General features: G+C 61.1%; 20 protein-coding genes. 13 read left to right on the top strand and 7 right to left on the bottom strand.

The features are described 5' to 3' along the window. Positions 1–163 precede the first annotated feature (163 nt). From GUC32_RS16565 to puuR, 3 genes are all read right to left on the bottom strand, one after another. Positions 164–1,159 (bottom strand): ABC transporter permease, encoded by a 996-nt coding sequence (locus tag GUC32_RS16565; protein WP_099817478.1) that lies wholly within the window; start codon positions 1,157–1,159, stop codon positions 164–166. Then, positions 1,156–2,667, bottom strand: a complete 1,512-nt coding sequence (locus GUC32_RS16560; RefSeq protein ID WP_369435337.1) for a sugar ABC transporter ATP-binding protein — start codon at positions 2,665–2,667, stop codon at positions 1,156–1,158. The genes GUC32_RS16565 and GUC32_RS16560 overlap by 4 nt, the downstream gene beginning before the upstream one ends. Positions 2,668–2,822: 155 nt before the next feature. Beyond that, positions 2,823–3,380, bottom strand: coding sequence for an HTH-type transcriptional regulator PuuR (puuR, locus tag GUC32_RS16555; protein WP_025303528.1), 558 nt, complete (start codon positions 3,378–3,380; stop codon positions 2,823–2,825). A gap of 395 nt (positions 3,381–3,775) precedes the next feature. On the opposite strand from puuR, the gene GUC32_RS16550 reads away from it, so the two are divergent. Both GUC32_RS16550 and GUC32_RS16545 read left to right on the top strand, forming a co-directional pair. Then, the gene (locus GUC32_RS16550; protein ID WP_025303527.1) at positions 3,776–5,194 is read left to right on the top strand and encodes a glutamine synthetase family protein; all 1,419 of its coding nucleotides are present in this window, start codon (positions 3,776–3,778) and stop codon (positions 5,192–5,194) included. Positions 5,195–5,729: 535 nt separating this feature from the next. After that, positions 5,730–7,097 carry an APC family permease gene (locus tag GUC32_RS16545; protein WP_025303526.1) on the top strand — a complete coding sequence of 456 codons (1,368 nt, stop codon included), beginning with the start codon at positions 5,730–5,732 and terminating at the stop codon, positions 7,095–7,097. 71 nt (positions 7,098–7,168) lie between these two features. Here the strand turns inward: GUC32_RS16545 and sbcB are convergent, their stop codons facing one another. The 3 genes from sbcB to GUC32_RS16530 form a co-directional block, all read right to left on the bottom strand. Continuing rightward, the gene (sbcB, locus tag GUC32_RS16540) at positions 7,169–8,596 is read right to left on the bottom strand and encodes an exodeoxyribonuclease I (protein ID WP_025303525.1); all 1,428 of its coding nucleotides are present in this window, start codon (positions 8,594–8,596) and stop codon (positions 7,169–7,171) included. A gap of 90 nt (positions 8,597–8,686) precedes the next feature. Continuing rightward, a complete protein-coding gene (locus GUC32_RS16535) occupies positions 8,687–8,875 on the bottom strand; it encodes a DNA polymerase III subunit theta (RefSeq protein ID WP_025303524.1) in 189 nt (62 codons plus the stop codon). A 54-nt stretch (positions 8,876–8,929) separates the two neighbouring features. After that, entirely contained in the window at positions 8,930–9,136 is a 207-nt protein-coding gene (locus GUC32_RS16530; protein WP_025303523.1) for a hypothetical protein, read from the bottom strand. Positions 9,137–9,394: 258 nt separating this feature from the next. Here GUC32_RS16530 and GUC32_RS16525 point away from each other — a divergent pair, with 258 nt between their 5' ends. After that, positions 9,395–10,504: an SDR family oxidoreductase gene (locus GUC32_RS16525; protein WP_025303522.1), complete on the top strand. Its 1,110-nt coding sequence runs from the start codon at positions 9,395–9,397 to the stop codon at positions 10,502–10,504. A gap of 34 nt (positions 10,505–10,538) precedes the next feature. On the opposite strand, the gene GUC32_RS16520 is transcribed toward GUC32_RS16525, so the two are convergent. Continuing rightward, the gene (locus GUC32_RS16520) at positions 10,539–11,285 is read right to left on the bottom strand and encodes a helix-turn-helix transcriptional regulator (RefSeq protein WP_019453597.1); all 747 of its coding nucleotides are present in this window, start codon (positions 11,283–11,285) and stop codon (positions 10,539–10,541) included. A 176-nt stretch (positions 11,286–11,461) separates the two neighbouring features. On the opposite strand from GUC32_RS16520, the gene GUC32_RS16515 reads away from it, so the two are divergent. From GUC32_RS16515 to araD, 10 genes are all read left to right on the top strand, one after another. Further along, positions 11,462–12,229, top strand: a complete 768-nt coding sequence (locus GUC32_RS16515) for an N-acetylmuramoyl-L-alanine amidase (protein WP_025303521.1) — start codon at positions 11,462–11,464, stop codon at positions 12,227–12,229. Positions 12,230–12,323: 94 nt separating this feature from the next. Next, a complete protein-coding gene (locus GUC32_RS16510; protein ID WP_164063961.1) occupies positions 12,324–13,391 on the top strand; it encodes an FUSC family protein in 1,068 nt (355 codons plus the stop codon). A 160-nt stretch (positions 13,392–13,551) separates the two neighbouring features. Then, positions 13,552–13,869: a PTS system regulator TmaR gene (gene tmaR, locus GUC32_RS16505; protein ID WP_004935612.1), complete on the top strand. Its 318-nt coding sequence runs from the start codon at positions 13,552–13,554 to the stop codon at positions 13,867–13,869. A 354-nt stretch (positions 13,870–14,223) separates the two neighbouring features. Then, positions 14,224–15,291, top strand: a complete 1,068-nt coding sequence (locus GUC32_RS16500) for an erythritol/L-threitol dehydrogenase (protein WP_016927009.1) — start codon at positions 14,224–14,226, stop codon at positions 15,289–15,291. A 135-nt stretch (positions 15,292–15,426) separates the two neighbouring features. Continuing rightward, positions 15,427–16,344: an ABC transporter substrate-binding protein gene (locus GUC32_RS16495; RefSeq protein WP_369435336.1), complete on the top strand. Its 918-nt coding sequence runs from the start codon at positions 15,427–15,429 to the stop codon at positions 16,342–16,344. Between the two features lie 54 nt (positions 16,345–16,398). Further along, complete coding sequence (locus tag GUC32_RS16490) at positions 16,399–17,889, top strand: sugar ABC transporter ATP-binding protein (protein WP_046896377.1); 1,491 nt, start codon at positions 16,399–16,401, stop codon at positions 17,887–17,889. Beyond that, positions 17,886–18,875, top strand: a complete 990-nt coding sequence (locus GUC32_RS16485) for an ABC transporter permease (protein ID WP_151428921.1) — start codon at positions 17,886–17,888, stop codon at positions 18,873–18,875. Before GUC32_RS16490 ends, GUC32_RS16485 begins: the two co-directional genes overlap by 4 nt. An 8-nt stretch (positions 18,876–18,883) precedes the next feature. After that, complete coding sequence (locus tag GUC32_RS16480; RefSeq protein WP_089196076.1) at positions 18,884–20,371, top strand: FGGY-family carbohydrate kinase; 1,488 nt, start codon at positions 18,884–18,886, stop codon at positions 20,369–20,371. After that, a complete protein-coding gene (locus tag GUC32_RS16475) occupies positions 20,358–21,227 on the top strand; it encodes an L-ribulose-5-phosphate 3-epimerase (protein WP_197824127.1) in 870 nt (289 codons plus the stop codon). Before GUC32_RS16480 ends, GUC32_RS16475 begins: the two co-directional genes overlap by 14 nt. Further along, positions 21,221–21,913, top strand: a complete 693-nt coding sequence (gene araD / locus GUC32_RS16470) for an L-ribulose-5-phosphate 4-epimerase (RefSeq protein ID WP_049209277.1) — start codon at positions 21,221–21,223, stop codon at positions 21,911–21,913. The genes GUC32_RS16475 and araD overlap by 7 nt, the downstream gene beginning before the upstream one ends.

The following is a 21,913-nucleotide window of genomic DNA, read 5'->3' as shown; positions in this document are numbered from 1 at the left end:
TACTTCGCTTCATCAGCGTTGCGTGAGGGTATTGTAAGGATTTTTTACTGAATGTAAACGCTAATGATAATTCATATCATTTGTATGCTTGTTCTACTGACGGGAAAGGGTAACCGGATGAATTAAAGGGAAAAGCGGCGCAGCGGGCGTGCGCCGGGGAGGATCAGCGTTTCTGGATGTAGGTGATGGCCAGCGCCAGCGCCAGCACCAGGCCTTTGATAATATCCATGGCGTAGTAGGGCACCGACAGCATCACCAGGCCGTTTTGCAGCACGCCGAGGATCACTGCGCCGATCAGGGTGCCGAGCGCATTGGGTTTGCCGGAGCCCGCCAGCGAGAAACCGATATAGGCCGCCGCCACCGCGTCCATCAGATAGCCGCCGCCGGCATTGACCTGCGAAGAACCGATACGTGACGCCAGCAAGATGCCGCCAAGCGCCGCCAGCCAGGAAGAAATGACGTAAGCGGCAACCCTGTAACGTACGGTGCGGATACCCGACAGACGCGCAGCCTCGGGGTTGCCGCCGATGGCGTACATCCGGCGGCCGTGCTTGGTCAACGAGAGGAACAGCTGTACCGCCACGGTGACCGCCAACATGATCAGCACGATCACTGGCACCTGGCCGAGGGCGGAAAACACCTCTGGGATCAGGCCTTCCGCCATGTCGCCATTCGGCAGCACCATGTTTTGGGTGATGGAGCCGCCGTAGCTGTAGGTCATCGCCACGCCCTGGATCACGAACAGGCTGGCCAGCGTCGCCAGCATGTCGGGGATTTTGAGCACCACGATCAGCAGGGCGTTGAACAGGCCGACCAGCGTGCACAGCAGCAGCGTCACCACGATGGCGCCGGTGGTGCCGAACCCGTGCCAGACGAACAGTGAAATCACCAGCGCGTTGGCCAGCGAGGCGGTCGAGCCGACCGACAGATCGAAACCGCCGACCGACAGCGAGATAGAGACGCCGATGGCGATCACCGTCACGATGGCGATCGAACGCAGGATATTGATGATGTTATTGGCATCGAGAAAGTTGTCCGACGCCAGGCCAAACAGGGCGATCAGCGCCGCGACGGTCAGCAGCATGCCCCACTTGTAGAGGAAATCAAACAGCTGTTGGCGCCAGGGCAGCGCAGGCCGCAAGGCAAATTCTTTACTCACGCAGGGGTTCCTCCGGTGGAATAGAGCAATAAGGTTTCTTCGTCGATGTCGGCGGCGTTCAACTCCGCCACGATGCGGCCGTCCCACAGCACGCAGATGCGATCGCACAGGCCAATCAGCTCGGCGAACTCGCCGGAGGCGTAAATCACGCCTCTACCGGCGCGGGCCAGGCCGTCGATCAGGCTGAACAGCTCCTGCTTGGCCTTGATGTCCACGCCCTTGGTCGGCTCATCGAAGATCAGCACCTCGGCGTTGCCGCGCAGCCACTTGCCGATCGCCACTTTTTGCTGATTGCCGCCGGACAGGCGCGCCAGCCGCTGTTGCGGGCCGGAGGCGCGAATGTTCAGAAGCTGCATGATCTCGCTCGCCCAGCGCAGCTCTTGCCGCCGGCTGAACAGGCTCCAGCGCGAGAAGCTGTCGTCGGCGCTGACGCTCAGGTTCATCGGGATCGCCTCATCGATGAAAATGCCCTCTTTGCGGCGCTCTTCCGGCACCAGCGCCAATCCTTGTTCGACCGACAGGTGCGGCGCGCGTGGCGCCCAGGGCTGCCCGCGCAGTTCGCCGCGCTCGAGCTGCACGGTGCTGGCGCCGAACAATGCCTTGCACAGTTCGGTTTTGCCCGCTCCGGCCAGCCCGGCGATGCCGAGGATCTCTCCTTCATGCAGCCGCAGCGAAACGTCGCGCAGCTTATGGCGATCGCGCAAGCCCTCCACCTGCAGCAGCTTACGCCCAGCGTGCGGCGGGCGCGGCGGCGGGAAAATGTCGTCCAGCCGATGGCCGAGCATTTTCTCGACGATCTGTTCGCCGCTCAGCCCGCGCATGGCGTCTTCGCTGACGCGCCGCCCGTCGCGCAGCACCGTCAGCCGATCGCAAATGTCGCTCAGTTCGTGGATGCGGTGAGAAATGAACACGATGCCGATGCCTTCGGATTGCAGGCGGCGCACCACGTTGAACAGGCGCTCGCTCTCGGCGCGATCGAGCGGCGCGGTCGGTTCATCGAGCACCAAAAAACGGCAGCGGTGCGACAGCGCGCGCGCCAGCAGCACCTGCTGTTTTTCCGCCAGCGAGCAGTCCGCCAGGCGTCTGCGCGGGTTGAGCGGCAGCGCCCATTGCTGCAGCAGCTGCGCGGCGCGGCGGTGCAGCTCCGCCCAGTTCAGCCAGTGGCCCGGCTCGTTCAGCCAGTCCAGCATGATGTTCTCCGCCACCGACAGCGTGGGGATCAGCGCGACGTCGACCTCTTGCTGTACCACGTGGATGCCGTGGCGGCGCGCCTGCAGCGGGGAATGAATTTCCACTGCCCGGCCGTCGATCAGGATCTCGCCGCGGTAGTGATCGTGGGCGCCGGAGAGGATCGCCATCAGCGTCGACTTGCCCGCGCCGTTGGCGCCGACCAGCGCATGGATTGAACCGCCCTGCAGCGTGAAGTCCACGTCCTGCAGCGCGTTGAAGCCGGCGAAGGCGATCGAGATATTGCGCATCTCGAGGCGTGAAGGCGTTGCGGTTGACATAGGGTAGTAAGGCCGTTTAGATGTTTAGATGGCTGTTTTGCTCTGTTGTAACACAGATTGCGCCGTTGGCAACCAACAAAATGGCATAACGGCGATGAAAAACGTGGAGAGGCAGGGGCGCAACCCGCGTCAGGCTGCGCCGGTGCGAGAAGCGGTCAGAAGGTGGTGGGGGTGTGTGCGCTGACGATGCGGCAAATGCGCGCCGAGGTATTGCTGAAGCTGTGCGGAATGCCGGTGTTGATGGCGTAACTCTGACCGGCGGTCAGGCAATAGCTCTGGCCGTTGATGGTTAGCACAATCTCGCCCTCCAGCAGGGTGCCTATCTCTTCGCCCTGGTGCTTGATCTTTTCACCGGTGGTGGTGCCGGGCTGGTAGGTTTCCAGCATCATCGCCAGGTTGCGCGTCGGGCTGCCGTTGTGCACCAGCTTCATCGACACCCCCTGGCTGCCGATCTCAATCAGATCTTCGGCGTCGATCACCACGCGCGGTTCGTCGGCGGCTTCCGGTTCGGCAAAGAATTCAGACAGCGACAGGCCATACACCTTCAGCAGCTTTTGCAGCGTGCTGATGGCCGGGCTGACCTTGTCCTGTTCGATGGTGCTGATCGCACTGTGGGTTAACCCGGACAGTTCGGCGACCCGGCGCTGTGACAAACCCAATTGCTGACGGATCTGCGACAGGCGTTTGCCCGGTGCCAAGCTGACTTCGCTCATAGCGGTACTTCCTTCTGGTAAGGGCGACAGGCAGAAATGAAGATCGCTATCGGGTGCCTGTCTGGTCGATAACGATACTGCATGATATCGGTAGTTAGGGTGGGTTTGGAAAATATATTGCCCATGTTCACTCTTGGTGCGTTGGACAAAATAGTTGACGTGAAAATGGCAGTAAGGCCTTTTCGGTCAATATTTTATCAATTTAGCAGCCGCTGGCGAATAATCAAACAGGATTGTAACATTTGCAAACCCATTCTGTTAATACTATGTTTCATATTGTGGATGTTATTTTGAGCGCCCGGCAGCGGCGCGGCCTGACGAGAAATCCAATCATGTGTTGAATCGAACGGTGGACGGGCGCCAACGCGCCTTCAGAGCATAATGGCGGGTGACGTATGCAAACCAATAGCGCAGCAGTTGAACATTTTGCACAGCATCATGAAGAGAGGCGAAGTAGCGCGTTCCAAAATGAGGTTGCTCATTATTTGGAACGCCATCCCGCCACGCAGTATGTCGATATCCTTCTCACCGATCTTAATGGTTCCTTCCGCGGCAAACGCATACCCGTCTCTGGGTTAAAAAAACTGGAAAAAGGCAGCTACTTCCCCGCGTCGGTGTTCGCCATGGACATCCTTGGCAACGTGGTGGAGGAGACCGGCCTTGGGCAGGAGCTCGGCGAACCGGACCGCATTTGCCTGCCGGTGCCCGGTTCGCTGACGCCGTCAGCCGCCGATCCGGAGCACATCGGCCAGGTGCTGCTCACCATGCTGGATGAAGATGGCACTCCCTTTGACGTTGAACCCCGCAATGTGCTGAACCGCGTGTGGCAGGCGCTGCGCCAGCGCGGTTTGTTTCCGGTGGCAGCGGTAGAGCTGGAGTTTTATCTCATCGATAGGCTGCGCGACGCGGAAGGCGATCTGCAGCCGCCGTGTGCGCCCGGCACTCAGGAACGCAACACCCAAAGCCAGGTGTATTCCGTCGATAACCTGAACCATTTCGCCGAGGTGCTGAACGATATCGACGCGCTGGCGAAGCTGCAGGGGCTGCCGGCGGACGGCGCGGTGGCGGAGGCGTCGCCGGGGCAGTTCGAGGTCAACCTGCGTCATACCGACGACATCCTGCTGGCCTGCGACCACGCGCTGGCGCTGAAGCGGCTGGTGCGGCTGGTCGCCGAGAACCACGACATGCACGCCACCTTTATGGCCAAACCCTATGAGGATTACGCCGGCAGCGGCATGCACGTGCATGTCAGCATGCAGGATAGTGCGGGCAACAACCTGTTTGCCGACGCCGAAGGCGAGGATTCGCCGCTCTTGAAACAGGCATTGGCCGGGATGATCACCCTGATGCCGGCGTCGATGGCGCTGCTGGCGCCGAACGTCAACGCCTACCGGCGCTTCCAGCCGGGGATGTATGTGCCGATCCAGGCCGCCTGGGGCCACAACAACCGCACCGTGGCGCTGCGCATTCCCTGCGGCGAACCGGAGAACCACCGGGTGGAGTACCGCGTGGCCGGCGCCGATGCCAATCCTTATCTGGTGATGGCGGCGATCCTGGCCGGCATGCTGTACGGGCTGGACAACCTACTGCCGTTGCCTGAGCCGGTGACCGGCAACGGGCTGGAGCAGGAAGGGCTGCCGCTGCCGATCCGCCAGAGCGACGCGCTGTACGAGTTTGAACATCAGCACGCGCTGACGCACTATCTGGGCGAGCGTTTCACCCAGGTGTATCACGCCTGCAAGACCGACGAACTGCTGCAGTTTGAACGGCGGGTGACGGAAACCGAGATCGACTGGATGTTGAAAAATGCCTGAATGGGCGTATAAAGTAAGAGGTATGTGCGGGTGACTGGCCTGCCGGCAGCGGATTAATTCGCCTGCCGGGCTGGTTTTCCGTGCGATCGACAAAAAGAATTTGTATTTGAGGGTTTCCGGATCTTGTCATTCGGAGGCATTCTGGTGCAAAATATCTCAAATGCAGATAGCCGACGTTTTGAAAGCGTCGGTTATTTTTTTTGCATTATGTTTTACCAACGTAGCGTTTCATACACCAAGCGAGGCCGGACACCGATCCGGATAGATAAATAGTTTCGTGCACGATCAAACAAAACTTTATGGTCGTGACTCATGAGGATTAGAAAGATGGGGCAATTTTTCACTTTAGCGCCGGTGCCCGCCGGTTTCCGCTGTGGCCGCAGCGACTATGGAGCAGCCGAGGTTTCCTCGACCCGTTATCCAGCTTACAACCCCCTTCTTTTAGAATTAAGTCGCTCGTTGCGAAGTTTCCCCGCAACCTTAAGTCTTGGCGTGTCCGCCATCCGCAAGGCTCAAGGTAAGGGGGGGCTGAACAATGTCCGATAACACCATCAACGCCGCTCCGGCTCAGCGCACTCAGCTGCGTAAAACCCTGACATTAGTTCCGGTAGTGATGATGGGCTTGGCTTACCTGCAGCCAATGACCATTTTCGATACCTTCGGCATCGTATCCGGCTTGACCGATGGTCACGTCGCGACCGCGTACGCCTTCGCTCTGCTGGCGATCCTGTTTACCGCCCTGAGCTACGGCAAGCTGGTGAAGAAATTCCCTTCCGCCGGTTCCGCCTACACCTACGCCCAGAAAGCCATCAGCCCGCACGTCGGCTTTATGGTGGGCTGGTCATCGCTGCTGGACTACCTGTTCATGCCGATGATCAACATTTTGCTGGCCAAGATTTACCTGGAAGCGATCTTCCCGGGCGTACCGTCCTGGATCTTCGTGGCGGTGCTGGTCGGCTTGATGACGATTTTCAACCTGCGCGGCATCAAGCTGGTGGCTAACCTGAACTCCATCATCGTGGTGGTGCAGGTGGCGATCATGATCGTGTTCCTCGGCCTGGTGATCAACGGTATTTACCACGGCGAAGGCGCCGGTACGCTGGTCAGCAGCCGCCCGTTCTGGTCCGATAACGCCCACGTGGTGCCGATGATTACCGGCGCGACCATCCTGTGCTTCTCGTTCCTGGGCTTCGACGGCATCAGCTCGCTGTCCGAAGAGACAAAAGACGCGGAAAAAGTGATCCCGAAAGCCATCTTCCTGACGGCGCTGATCGGCGGCATCATCTTTATCGTGGTGTCTTACTTCGTGCAGCTGTACTTCCCGGACATCTCGCGCTTCAAGGATCCGGACGCCTCACAGCCTGAAATCATGCTGTACGTGGCGGGCAAGTTCTTCCAGTCGGTGATCCTGGTGTTCTCCTGCGTGACGGTATTGGCGTCGGGCATGGCGGCGCACGCGGGCGTTTCGCGTCTGATGTACGTGATGGGCCGCGACGGCGTGTTCCCGACTCGCTTCTTCGGCTATGTGCATCCGAAGTGGCGTACCCCGGCGCTGAACGTGCTGCTGGTAGGCGCCATCGCGCTGTCCGCGGTGTCGTTTGACCTGGTGACCGCGACCGCGCTGATCAACTTCGGTGCGCTGGTGGCCTTCACCTTCGTTAACCTGTCGGTGATCTCGCAGTTCTATATTCGCGACAAGATGAACCGCACCGTGAAGGACACGTTTAACTACCTGATCCTGCCGGTGATGGGCGCACTGACCGTCGGCGCGCTGTGGATCAACCTGGAAGCCAGCTCGATGACGCTGGGCCTGGTTTGGGCGGCCATCGGCCTGATCTACCTGGCCTTCGTCACCCGCAGCTTCCGTCTGCCGGTGCCGCAAGCGAGCGAAGACGCCGCCTAAGCGCGAGCCGTCTCCTCAGCCACAAAAAAGGCCGCTTTCGCGGCCTTTTCCTTTTCTGCTTGCTGCGGGGTTTATCCCACCAACTCTTTGCCGTAATCGAACAGCGCTTTCAACAGGGCGGTTTTCTCTTTGTCGCCTTCGTGCAGGTTATACAGCGATTCGAGCTGCAGCAGGTAACTCTGCACGCGCTCTGCGCTCAGCGCTTCCTGGCGGTGTTGCAGCCAGCGACGCTGCTCGGCGTCGTCCAGCGTATTCGGGTAGTTGCGCGCGCGGAAGCGGAACAGCAGCTCTTTCATGCGGCCGTCGCTGAAGGCCAGATCCAGCGCCGGCAGGTTCTGCGGTTTGGTCTGTTGGATAATCCTCATCGCCGCCTTGTCGGCGTCGCTGAAGAAACCGTCGTACAAGCGGGCGTCGACGTCGTCGGCGCCTTTGAACGGCTCGGCTTCGGCGAACAGCGCGACCACTTTCTCGCGCACTTCCGGATGCTGTTTCAGCAGCTGCAGATTTTGCAGACACGCCTGACGATCGATGCCCAGCCGCTCGGCATTCTCCGGCAGCAGGGTTTTGGCCGGCGCCAGCACCGGGCATTTGTTGATGTGCACCAGCTTGATCGGCACCGGTGCCTGATCCGGCGCCAGATCGTCACGGCGGGTATACAGCCGTTCACGCAGCTGCTCGGCGCTCAGCGTCAACAGCGGCGTCATGTCGCCGGCCAGATCGCACATGATCACCGCGTTCTTGTTGTCCGGGTGCCAGGCCAGCGGCGACACCCAGCTGGTATTGCCGCGCGCCGCGCCGAACATGCCGGAGACGTGCACCAGCGGCGTCATGTCGGCGACGTCGATCAGGGCGTTCAGCTTGTGCTTGTTGCGGTGCTGCAGCAGGAAATCGAACAGCCGCGGCTGTGCCTGTTTGACCAGCTTGGCCATGGCGATGGTGGCGTAAACGTCCGACATCGCGTCGTGAGCCTGCGTGTGCTCGACGCCGTTGGCGCGCGTCAGATGTTCCAGGCGGAAGCTGGGGAAACCGTCTTCGTTTTCCGGCCAAACGATGCCGTCCGGGCGCAGAGCGTAGCAGGCGCGCATCACATCCAGCAGATCCCAGCGCGAGTTGCCGTTTTGCCAGCTGTAGGCGTAGGGATCGTAGAAGTTGCGATAGAAGATATTGCGGCTCACTTCGTCATCGAAGCGGATGTTGTTGTAACCGAGAATGCAGGTGCCGGCCACGCTGAAGGCCTGATGGATTTGGCGGGTGAACTCGGCCTCGTTAACCCCTTTGGCACGCGCCACCTGCGGCGTGATGCCGGTGATCATCACCGCCTCGGGTTCCGGCAGGTAGTCATCGGCCGGGGCGCAGTAGATGACCAGCGGCTCTTCGATAATGTTGAAATCCATATCGGTGCGCACGCCGGCGAACTGCGCCGGGCGGTCCAGCGACGGGCTCTTGCCGAAGGTCTCGTAATCGTGGATATAAAATGTGGCCGGTGCCTTGCTGCTCAAAATCGCGTCTCTTCAGTGGCGGATACAATATGCCTCTATTGTAACGGCGTAGGGAGCGATGCCAAGCGGCGGTTAGCGAAATGCGCGCAATTACGCACGGCGATAGAAATCCAGCCGCTGGTGAAAGTAGGGGAGCAGGTGGTCGGGGATCTGTCGTTCTGTTTCCGCCTGGGTCGAAGCGATGCCGTAGCGCTCGTTGTAGATCACGCTGATGGCCAGCAAATCGGCTTCTATTTTCTCGCGTTGCGCCTGCGGTAAGCTATCCAGCTTTCGAACCATCGTTATCTCCCTGTTAACCTTAGGGTATAATAGGATCGTTAGCGGGTCTTGTCCCTACCCATTCCGAGGGGAGGTGGACGCCTGCGCGCTTTGCTGCGAGCTGGGGGCCAGACTGTGGCGCGCGGCGAACTCGTTCTGCGCCTGGTGCGCATTGAGGCGATCTGCCCGGTTATACAGCGAACAGGCGCCGCTTATCACCGCCCCCCAAAACAGGGCGCACAGCAGTAAAACCCCCAACCAGATTTTTTGGTTATAGGTCATAGGTCCTCCACGGACGAGAAGAGAAATAACATTGACCGTTAAATTAAATCAGGCACTACATCAATGGTATTTAAACGGCAGAGATTAATCATCCAATCTACGCGCTTCTTTTGTTACTAAAGCCACGATGGATGTTTCAAAAGATTCCTTAAGATAATATTAAGAAAAGTGATTCTGGGCGCCGTAATTCTATTTAATATTTGTTTAAATATCCGCAGATACAATCTCCCACATTCAATACCAATGTGGGTGACAATGATGAAAACGCTACTGTTAACCGGCGCTACCGGCTTTCTCGGTGGTGCAGTTCTTGAAAAATTATTGATTGAAAATCAGTCCATTAATTATCTTTTACTGGTGCGCGCCGATGATGCGCAGCAAGGATTGGCTCGTATTCGCACGAATATGGAAAAGTTTAATATCGACGCGAATCTGCTGTCTAAAATTACGATAGAAAATATATTGTTGGGAGACCTTTCCGAGCCGGCCGAATTTTTAACTGACGCACGTATTAACAATGTCACGCACGTTATTAACTGTGCGGCTGTTGCTTCATTTGGTAATAACCCGCTCATTTGGAAGGTAAACGTAGAAGGCACCCTGGCCTTTGCCGAAAGAATGGCGCAGGTGCCGGGATTAAAACGCTTTCTGCATGTTGGTACCGCCATGTCCTGTTCCCCGGAACCGGGTTCGCTGGTGGCGGAGAGCGGCGAATTTGAGGAAGATGCCGAGCATCTGGTGGAATATACGCGTTCCAAATCCACCATCGAACAGCTGATGCGCCAACGCTGCCCGCAAATGCCGCTGACCATCGCTCGTCCGTCGATTGTCGTGGGCCACACCCGCCTGGGCTGCCAGCCTTCCAGCAGCATTTTCTGGGTGTTTGGCATGGCGCTGATGCTGCGCAAGTTTATGTGCTCGCTGCAGGACAATATCGACGTGATCCCGGTGGACTACTGTGCGGATGCGCTGGTGATGCTGATGAACAGCGAAACGCTGGAGAACGACGTTTATCACATCTCCGCCGGTGAAGAGCGCAGCGTCAGCTTTGCCGAAATCGACCGCGCCATGGCGGCAGCGCTGGAAAAAGCGCCGGTGGGCGATGAGTATGCGCAGGTGACGTATGACGCGTTGGTGAAAATGCGCCGTCAGCTGAAAGACATTTTCGGCCCGTGCAACGAGCGGCTGATGCTGAAGGCGATGCGCCTGTACGGCTCGTTCGCCATGCTCAACGTGCGTTTCAGCAACGAGAAGATCCTCAAGCTGGGCATGCCGAAACCGCCGCGCTTCACCGACTACATCGCCGGTTGCGTGCAGTCGACTCGCGGGTTGTCTATCCAGCAGCAGATGGTGGTGGACTTCAAATAACCGCCGGGCGCAGCGGGCGCCCGAGGTTGCTCTGCTACCAGGACGAAGAGGACCAGAAGACGCGGCCGAGCACCACCAGTTGCTCCTTGCGCTGCTGATAGCTGAGATGCTCGTCCTGGTACTCTTCACGGTTGAGGGAGCGGATGATGACGCCGCCGTCCGGCTGCTCGATCAGCACCTTCACCCGCAGCAAATTGCCGTGGCGGATGGCATAGGTTTTGCCCTCGCGGATGCGCGTGTCGTCGGTGTTGATGCCGACCACGTCGCCATCCTGCAGACGTGGTTCCATGCTGGAGCCGGAGATGCGGATAATGCGCGCGGCGTTGACCGCCACCCCCATCTTGTGCAGATAGTAACGGCGGAAGATCAGCGAAAATTCCTCGCGATCGACGATTTCGTAGCAGCCGTCGCCGGCGGAAAAATCAATATCCAGCAGCGGGATCTCCACAAACTCTTCCTTGTCCTGTTCGGTATCTTCCCATACCACCGGTTTTAAACGGGCGGGCTGGAAGTCCGACTCCGCCGCCACGTTGTCAAACGGGCGCACCAGCTGCTTTTCATGAAACACGTCGAACCAGCCCTTGGGCAAATTCAGCCTGGCCTCGATCCGCCTGGCCAGATTGTCGCCAAGATTGCGGGAGGATTTTTCCCCGATGATTTGGCTCAGCGTTGGCGCGGAAGACTCAACCAGCGTGGCGAATTCATTCTGGTTGACGCCTTGCCGGGCGTAGCGGGCCATCAATTCGCGCAGATTGTTGCGCCTGATTTCTTTAGTTTCCATCGTGCAATGATCGCACTCTTTAGCAAAAAGGTAAATAACGATTTTGCTAAAAAACACTTGCGCATGATTTAGCAATTAGCTAAAACAAAAAGGGTGAGCCAAGGGTTCACCCGTGCGGGGCGGCCTGTCATGATGAGGGGCCGCTCAGTGAAATCAAACGAGAGAGGGACTTTACGATGTACAAGATTGATTACAATAGCTACCGATCGGTCGCCAGCTTCGGCCACCGCGTGCGCTTTCTGGTGCTGCACTACACGGCGCAAAACTTCGCCGACTCGGTGAAGTCGTTGACCGGAAAATCGGTCAGCGCGCACTATCTGGTGCCGGATCCGACCGAGGCCACCTATCAGGCCGCCGGCTTCAGCGGCGTGCGCATTTTCAACCTGGTGGACGAGAACGAGCGCGCCTGGCATGCCGGCACCAGCCAGTGGGGCACCCGCAGCAATATCAACGACACCTCGATCGGCATCGAGATCGTTAACCTGGCGAGCGGCGACGGTGGAAACATCACCTTCCCGCCGTTCAATCCGCAGCAGATCGAGGCGGTCACCCAGCTGGCGCAGAACATCCTGCAGCGTTATCCGGACATCTCGCCGGTGAACGTGGTGGCGCACTCCGATATCGCGCCGGGCCGCAAGAGCGATCCGGGCCCGCAGTTCCCGTGGCAGCAGCTGTATCAGGCCGGCGTCGGCGCCTGGTATGACGAAGCGACCAAGCAGCAGCGCCAGCAGGAATACTGCAGCCAGGGCCTGCCGGCGCAGGCCGATCTGCTGAAACTGTTCGCCCAATATGGCTACGACACCTCGGCGGCGAACACCGCAGAAGGCTATCGCCAGCTGGTGCGCGCGTTCCAGCTGCACTTCCGTCAGCAGAAGTATGACGGCGTGATGGATGTCGAAACCGCCGCCGTTCTGCGCGCGCTGGTCGACAAGTACGCCGCCTGAGCCTGACCGCGAATGGGGGACGCCTCATTCGCCTTTTCCTCGCCGGGCTTCCTCCGCTAAAATAACGGCCTGGCTGGTCTTTATCGGAGGCATTGTGCGCCTCGATCGAAAAATCTCTTCCCTTGAACTGCTGACCTATCGCCACTACCGCATCGTACACGGCGTGCGCATCGGGCTGGCGTTTATTCTGACCTTTCTGCTGATCCGCCTGCTGGCGGTGCCCGAAGGCACCTGGCCGCTGATCACCCTGGTGGTGGTGATGGGGCCGATCTCGTTTTGGGGCAACGTGCTGCAGCGGGCGCTGCAACGCATTGCCGGCACGGTGTTCGGCGCCGCGTCCGGCCTGATCGCCCTGTATCTGGAACTCTATTCGCTGCCGCTGATGCTGGCTTGGTGCGGCGTGGTGATGTTCGTCTGCGGTTACCTGACGCTCGGCAAACGGCCATATATGGCACTGCTGGTGGGGATCACGCTGGCGGTGGTATGCGGCGCGGGCGCCGGCGATATGCACACCGCGCTGTGGCGCAGCGGCGACGTGATCTTCGGTTCGCTGCTGGCGCTGCTGTTCACCAGCATCTACCCACAGCGCGCCTATATTTTGTGGCGCATGCAAATGGCGGACTGCCTGCAAACCGCCGCCCGCCTTTACGGCGCGTATTTTTCGCCGAACGTTATCGAGCGGCCGCGGCTGGAGCCGCAGCTTAAGGATCTGTTGAATCAGGTGGTGAAGCTGCGCAGCCTGATCGTGCCCGCCAGCAAGGAAACCCGCATCCCCAAAGCGGTGTTCGAGGCGGTGCAAACCCTCAGCCGCAATTTGGTGTGCACGCTGGAGCTGATGGCCGACGCCTACTGGGCCTCGCGCGAAACGCACTTCATCATGCTGAATGCCCGCACGCTGCGCAGCACCCAGCTGTTGACGCTGAGCTCGCTGGAATCGCTGGCGCTGCTGATGCGCGAAGGGCCGCAGGCGCAGCGCCAGGCGGCGGCGGGGCAACTGGCGGAAATCGCCGGCGAGTTGAAAACGCTGATGCAGGAAGTCAGCGTCGGGCAGCACGGCGAAGCGCCGATTTACGGCTACGTTTGGCTCAGCATGGAGCTGGCGCAGCAGCTGGAAGAGTTGGGGGATCTGCTCCAGGTTTGTACCGCCGCCGGGCGTGAATAGGGGGTCAGATCATGAAGGCGGCGCTTTGGGTTTTGGCCGCCGGGGCAAAGTGGGTAAGATAAGGCAATCACTGTTGTGCCGGACCGCCACAAACCTGTATCTTGGTGCCATGTGGCCGTAAGCAAATGAATCTGTGTATTACTAAAGCAAGGGTATAAAGATGGATAATGCAAATAAGCCGAGTTTCCAGGACGTGCTGGAGTTTGTGCGTATGTTCCGCCGCAAAAACAAACTGCAACGCGAGATCGTCGACAACGAAAAGAAAATTCGTGATAACCAGAAGCGCGTGCTGCTGCTCGACAACCTGAGCGAGTACATCAAGCCCGGCATGAGCATTGAAGACATTCAGGGCATCATCGCCAACATGCGCAGCGACTACGAAGATCGCGTTGATGACTACATCATCAAAAATGCCGATCTGTCCAAAGAGCGCCGCGAGCTGTCCAAAAAGCTGAAAGCGATGGGCGAAGTGAAGTAACCCGCTTTATCGGGCCGGGTGCGATGCCTGGCCCGCATTCCTGCCAATCATCTTCTTCCCGCCGTTTCGATCATCTCCCGATCCTCATCGATCCTTTAAATGGGATCGCGATCCGCATTTGTAGCATTTTTAGCCGCAATGTTAACGAACTGTGATTTTGCTCAAACAATTATTTTTGCAGCTTTGGTTATATGTCGATCAATGTTCACGTTGTCATTTTGAGTTTTCGGGATGTGTGATGATTAATTCATTGAAATTTATCATGTTGTTTCGTTGCTTGTTTTTTGTTGAATAAAAATGACAACGTCAACATTAAGAAAATTCAAGCGTTTAACGAGTGTATTGGAGGTAGAGATGAGCCAGTTGCCGGAAAAAATGCGCGCGGTCGTTTGCCACGGCCCGCAGGATTATCGTTTCGAACAGGTGCCTACGCCGCTGCCGAAGGCGCGCGAGCTGGTGATCAAGGTGGAAGGCTGCGGCATCTGCGCCGGCGACTGCAAATGCAAGAACGGCGCGCAGATGTTTTGGGGGGAGAACCCGTGGGTCAAACCGCCGGTGGTGCCGGGGCATGAGTTCTACGGCCGCATCGCCGCGCTGGGCGAGGGCGCGGAAGGCAAATACCGGATCGGCGAGCGGGTGATCGCCGAGCAGATCGTGCCGTGCTGGGAGTGCCGCTACTGCAAATCCGGCAGCTACTGGATGTGTGAGACGCATAACATTTACGGCTTCCAGAAAGACGTGGCGGAGGGCGGCATGGCGGAATACATGCGTTTTTCCGAGAACGCCATCGTGCACAAGATCCCGGAAAGCCTGAGCCATGAAGACGCGGTACTGATTGAGCCGATGGCCTGCGCCATCCACACCGTGGCGCGCGGCGACATCCAACTGGACGACGTGGTGGTGCTGGCCGGCGCCGGGCCGCTCGGGTTGTGCATGGTGCAGGTGGCGCGCCTGAAGACGCCGAAGAAACTGATCGTGATCGATGCCATCGACGAGCGGCTGGCGCTGGCGAAGGAATTCGGCGCCGACGTGGTGATCAACCCGCTGAAGGAAGACGCCGACCAGATCGTCAAATCGCTGACCGGCGGCTACGGCTGCGACGTGTACATCGAGGCCACCGGCGCGCCGATCGGCGTCACCCAGGGGCTGCAGATGATCCGCAAGCTGGGCCGCTTCGTGGAGTTCAGCGTGTTCGGTAAGGAAACCACCGTCGATTGGTCCATCATTGGCGATCGCAAGGAGCTGGACATTCGCGGCGCGCACCTGGCGCCCTACAGCTATGAAATCGCCATCGATCTGTTCGAGCGCGGGCTGGTGACTTCCAACGGCGTGGTTACCCACAGCTATTCATTGAACGACTGGGATGAAGCCTTCGCCCTGGCGGACTCGACCGACTCCATCAAGGTGATCCTGGTTCCCTGACCCTCCCGCCGTACCGCTGTTGCAGTCACGACCGCCGGCCCGTTCGCAACGGGGGGCCGGTTGGTCGGCCAAACGTAAAGACATGCTGTTGCTCTGATAACCACAACAAGAAGCTTCCCTACAGGAGAATTGGCTATGTTTTCATTATTCAAAAAGACCCTGCCTTTTATCGTCGCCGGTGGAATGTTGGCGGCCAGCCATATGGCGCTGGCCAAGCAAATCACTATCGGTATGTCGTTCCAGGAAATGAACAACGACTACTTCGTCACCATGAAGCAGGCGCTGGATCAGGCGGCGGCGGATATCGGCGCCAAGGTGTACGTGGCCGATGCGCGCCATGACGTTGCCAAACAGATCGGCGACGTGGAAGACATGCTGCAGAAGAAGGTGGATATCCTGCTGATCAACCCGACCGATTCGGTGGGGGTGCAGTCGGCGGTGATCTCCGCCCATAAGGCCGGCGCGGTGGTGGTGGCGATCGACGCGCAGGCCGAAGGGCCGCTGGATTCGTTCGTCGGCTCGGAAAACTACGACGCCGGCTTCCAGGCGGGCGAATACCTGGCGAAAGCGCTGGGCGGCAAAGGCAAGGTGGCGATCCTCGACGGCATCCCGGTGGTGCCGATCCTGGAGCGCGTGCGCGGCTTTGAAGCGGCGATGAAGAAATACCCCGACATCAAGATCGTCACCAAGCAAAACGGCAAGCAGGAGCGTGACACCGCGCTGACCGTGACCGAAAACATGCTGCAGTCGGCGCCGGATCTGGCGGGTATTTTCAGCGTCAACGACGTCGGCGCGCTCGGCGCCCTGGCGGCGATCGAAAGCAACGGCGCCAAGGTCAAGCTGGTGAGCGTCGACGGCCAGCCGGAAGCCATCAAAGAGATCCTCAAGCCGAATTCGCCGTTCATCGCCACCTCAGCGCAGTTCCCGCGCGACCAGCTGCGCATTGCGCTCGGCATTGCGCTGGCCCGCTACTGGGGCGCCACGGTGCCGAAAACCGTGCCGGTCAAAGTGAAGCTGATCGACCGCAGCAATGCGGCCGGCTTTAGCTGGTAACAGCAGCCGGGTTCGCCCCGCTGCGGCGGGGCGTTCGGTGCGGAGGGCAATACGGTGACACCTTTACTGGAACTGAAGCGAATAAAAAAGAGCTTTCCCGGCGTGAAGGCGCTGGACGGCATCGATCTGGCCATTCAACGCGGCGAGGTGCACGCCCTGCTGGGCGAAAACGGCGCCGGCAAATCGACGCTGGTGAAAATCATGTGTGGCATCTATCAGCCGGACGAGGGCGATATTTTTATCGACGGCGAGCAGCGCCGCTTTAACAACTATCGCCAGGCGATCGAGGCTGGGGTCGGCATTATTTTTCAGGAATTCTCGTTGATTCCCTACATGAGCGCCATCGACAACATCTTCCTCAACCGGGAGATCAGGAACCGCTGGGGCCTGCTGGATCGGCGGGCGATGCGGCGCAAGGCCGAGGCGATCTTCAAGCGGCTGACGGTGGCTATCGATCTCGATTGCCCGGTGGAGCAGCTGAGCGTGGCGCAGCAGCAGTTCGTTGAGATCGCCAAGGCGCTGTCGCTGGAGGCGCGGGTGCTGGTGCTGGATGAGCCGACCGCCACGCTGACGCCAGGCGAGGCCGAGCACCTGTTCAGCGTGATGAACGATCTGCGGCTGCTGGGCGTCGGCATGGTGTTTATCTCGCACCACCTGGACGAGATTTTCACCATCTGCGATCGCATCACTGTGCTGCGCGACGGCGCCTACATCGAAACGCTGGCCACCGGCGACACCAACGTGGAAGAGCTGGTGCGGCTGATGGTCGGGCGCAAAATCGAGAACGCCTTCCCGGTGAAACAGCACCCGGTCGATACCGCGACGGTGCTGCTGGAGGCGGAGATCCAGCGCGAGAAGCACGGCGCGACCGACCGTTTTCACCTGCACAAGGGCGAGATCCTCGGCTTCGCCGGGCTGGTGGGCTCCGGGCGCACCGAGACCGTTTCGGCGCTGATCGGCGCCAGCCGCTGCCACCGTAAACGTGTCCGCCTCGGCGGCCAACCGGCGGCGCTGCGCTCCCCAGCGCAGGCGCTGGCGCAGGGCATCGGCCTGCTGCCGGAGAGCCGCAAAACCGAGGGCCTGGTGCTGCCGTTTTCGGTGGCGCAGAACATCACCCTCAACCGGCACCACCGGCGCGGCAAGATCTTCGTCAGCGCCCGCAAGGATCGCGACGTGGTGCAGCGGCTGATCCGCGCCGTGGGCGTGAAAACCCCGGACGCCGAGACCGCCGTCAGCACCCTGAGCGGCGGCAACCAGCAGAAGGTGGTGATCGCCCGCTGGCTCAACAACGACTGCAACATCCTGATCTTCGACGAGCCGACGCGCGGCATCGACGTGGGCGCCAAGGCCGAGATCTACCAGCTGATGCAGCAACTGACCCAGCAGGGCATCTCCATCATCATGATTTCTTCCGAACTGCCGGAGATCATCGGCGTGTGCGACCGCGTGCTGGTGTTTCGCGGCGGCCACATCGTCGCCGAGCTGACCGGCGACGACATCGAATCCAACCACATCATGCTTCACGCGACCGGGAGTGCCTTATGATCGGAATTGAACAACCCGCCGTGGCGCGCCGCGCCGTCGGCCCCAGCCTCGGCAAGCGCTGTGAAAAACTGCTGCATCACCCGGCGGTCTTGCCGTTTATCGGCTTCGCTGTCCTGTTCGTGCTGATGAGCCTGTTGAACGACAGCTTCCTCAGCGTCAACAACCTGACCAACGTGGCACGCCAGGTGTCGATCAACGCCATCATCGCGGTGGGCATGACCTGCGCCATCCTGACCGGCGGTATCGATCTCTCGGTGGGGCCGGTGATGGCGCTGGCCGGTTCGGTCGCCGCCGGGCTGATGCTGGCGGCGGTGCCGATCCCGCTGGCGATGGTGGCGGCGCTGGCGGTCGGCGCGCTGTTCGGTCTGGCCAACGGCGCCTGCATCGCCTACCTGCGCATGCCGCCGATCATCGTCACCCTGGCGTCGATGGGCATCGCCCGTGGCCTGGCGCTGCTCTATACCGGCGGCTACCCAATCTCCGGCCTGCCCGACGTCTTCTCCTTCTTTGGCCGCGGCACGGTGCTGGGCATTCAGGTGCCGATCCTGATCATGCTCGGCGTGTACGTGCTGGCCTGGCTGATGCTCAACCAGCTGCCGTTCGGCCGCTACGTCTACGCGATGGGTGGCAACGAAGAAGCGGCGCGCCTGAGCGGCATCCGCGTGCCGCGCTACAAGATGCTGGTGTACGTGATCAGCGGCCTGACCGCCGCGCTGGCCGGGCTGGTGCTGACCTCGCGCCTGATGAGCGGGCAGCCCAACGCCGGCGAAGGCTTCGAGCTGGACGCCATCGCCGCCGTAGTGCTGGGCGGGGCGGCGATCTCCGGCGGGCGCGGCGCCATCGTCGGCACGCTGGTGGGGGCGATGATGCTCGGGGTGCTCAACAACGGCCTCAATCTGATGAACGTGTCGCCATATATCCAGAACGTGGTGAAGGGCGGCATCATCCTGGCCGCCATCTACCTCAGCTCCGTGCGGCGCAAATAGGAGGCGCGATGTCAGTCTTTCTTGGCATAGACGTCGGTGGCACGGTGATCAAGGCTGGGCTGTACCGGGCAAGCGGCGAAGAGCTGGCGATCGCCGAGCGCGACGGCGCGGCGATTGCCGCCCAGCCGGGCTTCAGCGAACGCAATATGGACGCGTTGTGGGATGACGTTTGCGCGGCGATCCGCCAGACGCTGCACGCGGCGGGGCTGGAGGCCGGGCAGGTGCGCGGCGTCAGTTTCTCGGCGCACGGCAAAGGGCTGTACGCCATCGACCGCCACGGTAAACCGGTCGGCAACGGCATCCTCTCTTCGGACAACCGCGCGGCGGCCACGGCGGCTGAGCTGCGCCGCGCCGGCGTGGACGCGCAGACCTACCCGCGCAGCCTGCAGCCGCTGTGGCCCAGCCACCCGGCACTGCTGCTGCGCTGGCTGAAGCAGCGGCAACCGGCGCAGTACGCCGCCGTCGATCGCATCCTGATGGCGCACGACTACCTGCGCTTTCGCCTCACCGGCGAGGCGGCGGCCGAGGTGACCAACATCTCCGGCAGCCACCTGTTTAACCAGCACAGCGGCGCTTACGATCCGGCGCTGATGGCGGCCTTCGGCATCGAAGAGGCGCAGGAGAAGACCGCGCCAACGATCGGCTCGGCGCAGCTGGCCGGGCGGGTGACGGCCTCTGCGGCGGCGCAGTGCGGCCTGCGAACGGGCACTGCGGTGTACGGCGGCCTGTTCGACGTGGTGGGCGCGGCGCTCAGCTCCGGCGTGGCCGACGATCGCACGCTCAGCGCGGTGGCGGGCACCTGGTCGATCGCCACCTGCGTGACCGAGCGCATCATTCCTGCCGATTACCCCTACGCCTGGGGGCGCTACTGCATCGACGGCCGCTATTTCGTGCACGAAGGCAGCCCGACCTCGGCCGGCAACCTGGCCTGGTTCCTGCGCCAGTTCTGCGCCGACGACCGGCAGCGCTACGCCCAGTTTAACGCCTGGGTGGCCGAGCGCCGCGAGCAGCCGAGCGGGCTGCTGTTCCTGCCTTATCTGTACGGCTCCAACCTCGGCGGTAACACGCCGGGCGGGCTGATCGGCCTGAGCGCCCACCACGAGATGGCGGACGTGGTGCAGGCGATCTACCAGGGCATCGTGTTCTCGCACCTGATCCATCAGGAGCGCATGGTGCAGCTGAACCCGCGCATCGAGCGGGTGCGCATGACCGGCGGGCCGACGCAGTCCGAGGTCTGGATGCAGATGTACGCCGACGCCGGCAACCTGCCGCTCGAGGTGGTGGAAACGCGCCAGAGCGGCTGCCGCGCCGCCGCTCTGTGCGCCGCCGTCGGCGCCGGGGAGTACGCCGGGTTCGCCGAAGCGATCGCCGCCGCGCCGCCCAAGCTGCGCTGTTATTATCCCGCGACCGCCGCCCACCGGCGCCTGCGCGCCCAGCAGGCGCGCTATCTGGCGGTCGCTCAGGCTTTGAGTGAGGTGACTGATGCAAACGACTAACGCCGCCTGTCTGGGGCTGTATGAAAAGGCGCTGCCCGCCGATCTGAGCTGGCCGCAGCGGCTGGCCACCGCCGCCGAGCTGGGCTTTGAGTTCGTAGAGATGTCGATCGACGAACAGCCGGCGCGCCAGCAGCGGCTGGATTGGGATCGCCGCCAGCGGCTGGCGTTTATCCAGGCGCGACTCGACAGCGGGGTGACGGTGCCGAGCCTGTGCCTGTCGGCGCACCGGCGCGACCCGTTCGGCAGCGCCGACGCCGCCACCCGCGAGCGGGCGCGGGTGCTGATGAGCAAAGCGCTGGAACTGGCGACGGATCTCGGCATCCGCAACATCCAACTGGCGGGTTACGACGTCTATTACGAACCCGCCGATCGCCACAGCCGCGAACGCTTTATCGAGGGCATGCAGTGGGCGGCGGCGCAGGCCGCCAGAGCGCAGGTGATGCTGTCGGTGGAGGTGATGGACACGCCGTTCATCAACAGCATCAGCAAATGGCGCGACATCGCGCGCCACGTCAACAGCCCGTGGTTCACGGTGTATCCCGATCTCGGCAACCTCAGCGCCTGGGGCAACGACGTCGCCGCCGAGCTGGCGCTGGGCATCGGCAGCATCACCGCCGTGCACCTCAAAGACACCGTCGCGGTGGGGCCGGGCAGCGCCGGGCAGTTCCGCGACGTGCCGTTCGGCGAGGGCTGCGTGGACTTCGCCCACGCCTTTTCCGTGCTCAACGCGCTCGGCTATCGCGGCCCCTACCTGCTGGAGATGTGGGCGCGCGAAGACGGGCAGGACAAGCAACGCATCGCCCAGGCCAAGGCCTGGATCGAACAACAGATGAATGGGGGAGGCATCGCATGCTGAACGAACTCAAACTGCAGGTGCTGGCCGCCAACCTCAGCCTGCCGGCATACGGGCTGGTGACCTTTACCTGGGGCAACGTCTCGGCGATCGATCGCCAAAGCGGGCTGGTGGTGATCAAACCTTCGGGCATCGCCTACGAGGCGATGACGCTGGAGGATCTGGTGGTGGTGGATCTGGAGGGCAAGGTGCGCGAAGGGCACCGCAAACCCTCATCCGACACCGCCACCCACCTGGCGCTGTACCGCGCCTTCGCCGATATCGGCGGCGTGGTGCACACCCACAGCCGCAACGCTACCATCTGGGCGCAGGCCGGGCAGCCGATCCCGGCGCTGGGCACCACCCACGCCGACTACTTTTACGGCGACATTCCCTGTACCCGGCCGATGAGCGAGGCGGAGATCGCCGGCGATTACGAAGGGGAAACCGGCAAGGTGATCATCGAGACCTTCAATCAGGCGGGGCGCGATCCGCAGCAGGTGCCGGGAGTGTTGGTTTACTCCCACGGCCCGTTCGCCTGGGGCAAGGACGCGGCGGATGCGGTGCACAACGCGGTGGTGCTGGAAGAGGTGGCGATCATGGCGATGGCGACGCGCCAGCTGGCGCCGGCCATCGCCCCGATGCAGCCGGAGCTATTGGATAAACATTTCCTGCGCAAGCACGGCAAACACGCCTACTACGGGCAATAG

It is taken from the genome of Serratia sp. NGAS9, from assembly GCF_009905295.1.
Lineage (GTDB): Bacteria > Pseudomonadota > Gammaproteobacteria > Enterobacterales > Enterobacteriaceae > Serratia > Serratia bockelmannii.
The sequence above is the reverse complement of the archived record's forward strand: the minus strand, read 5'-3'. Positions and strand labels throughout refer to the sequence as shown.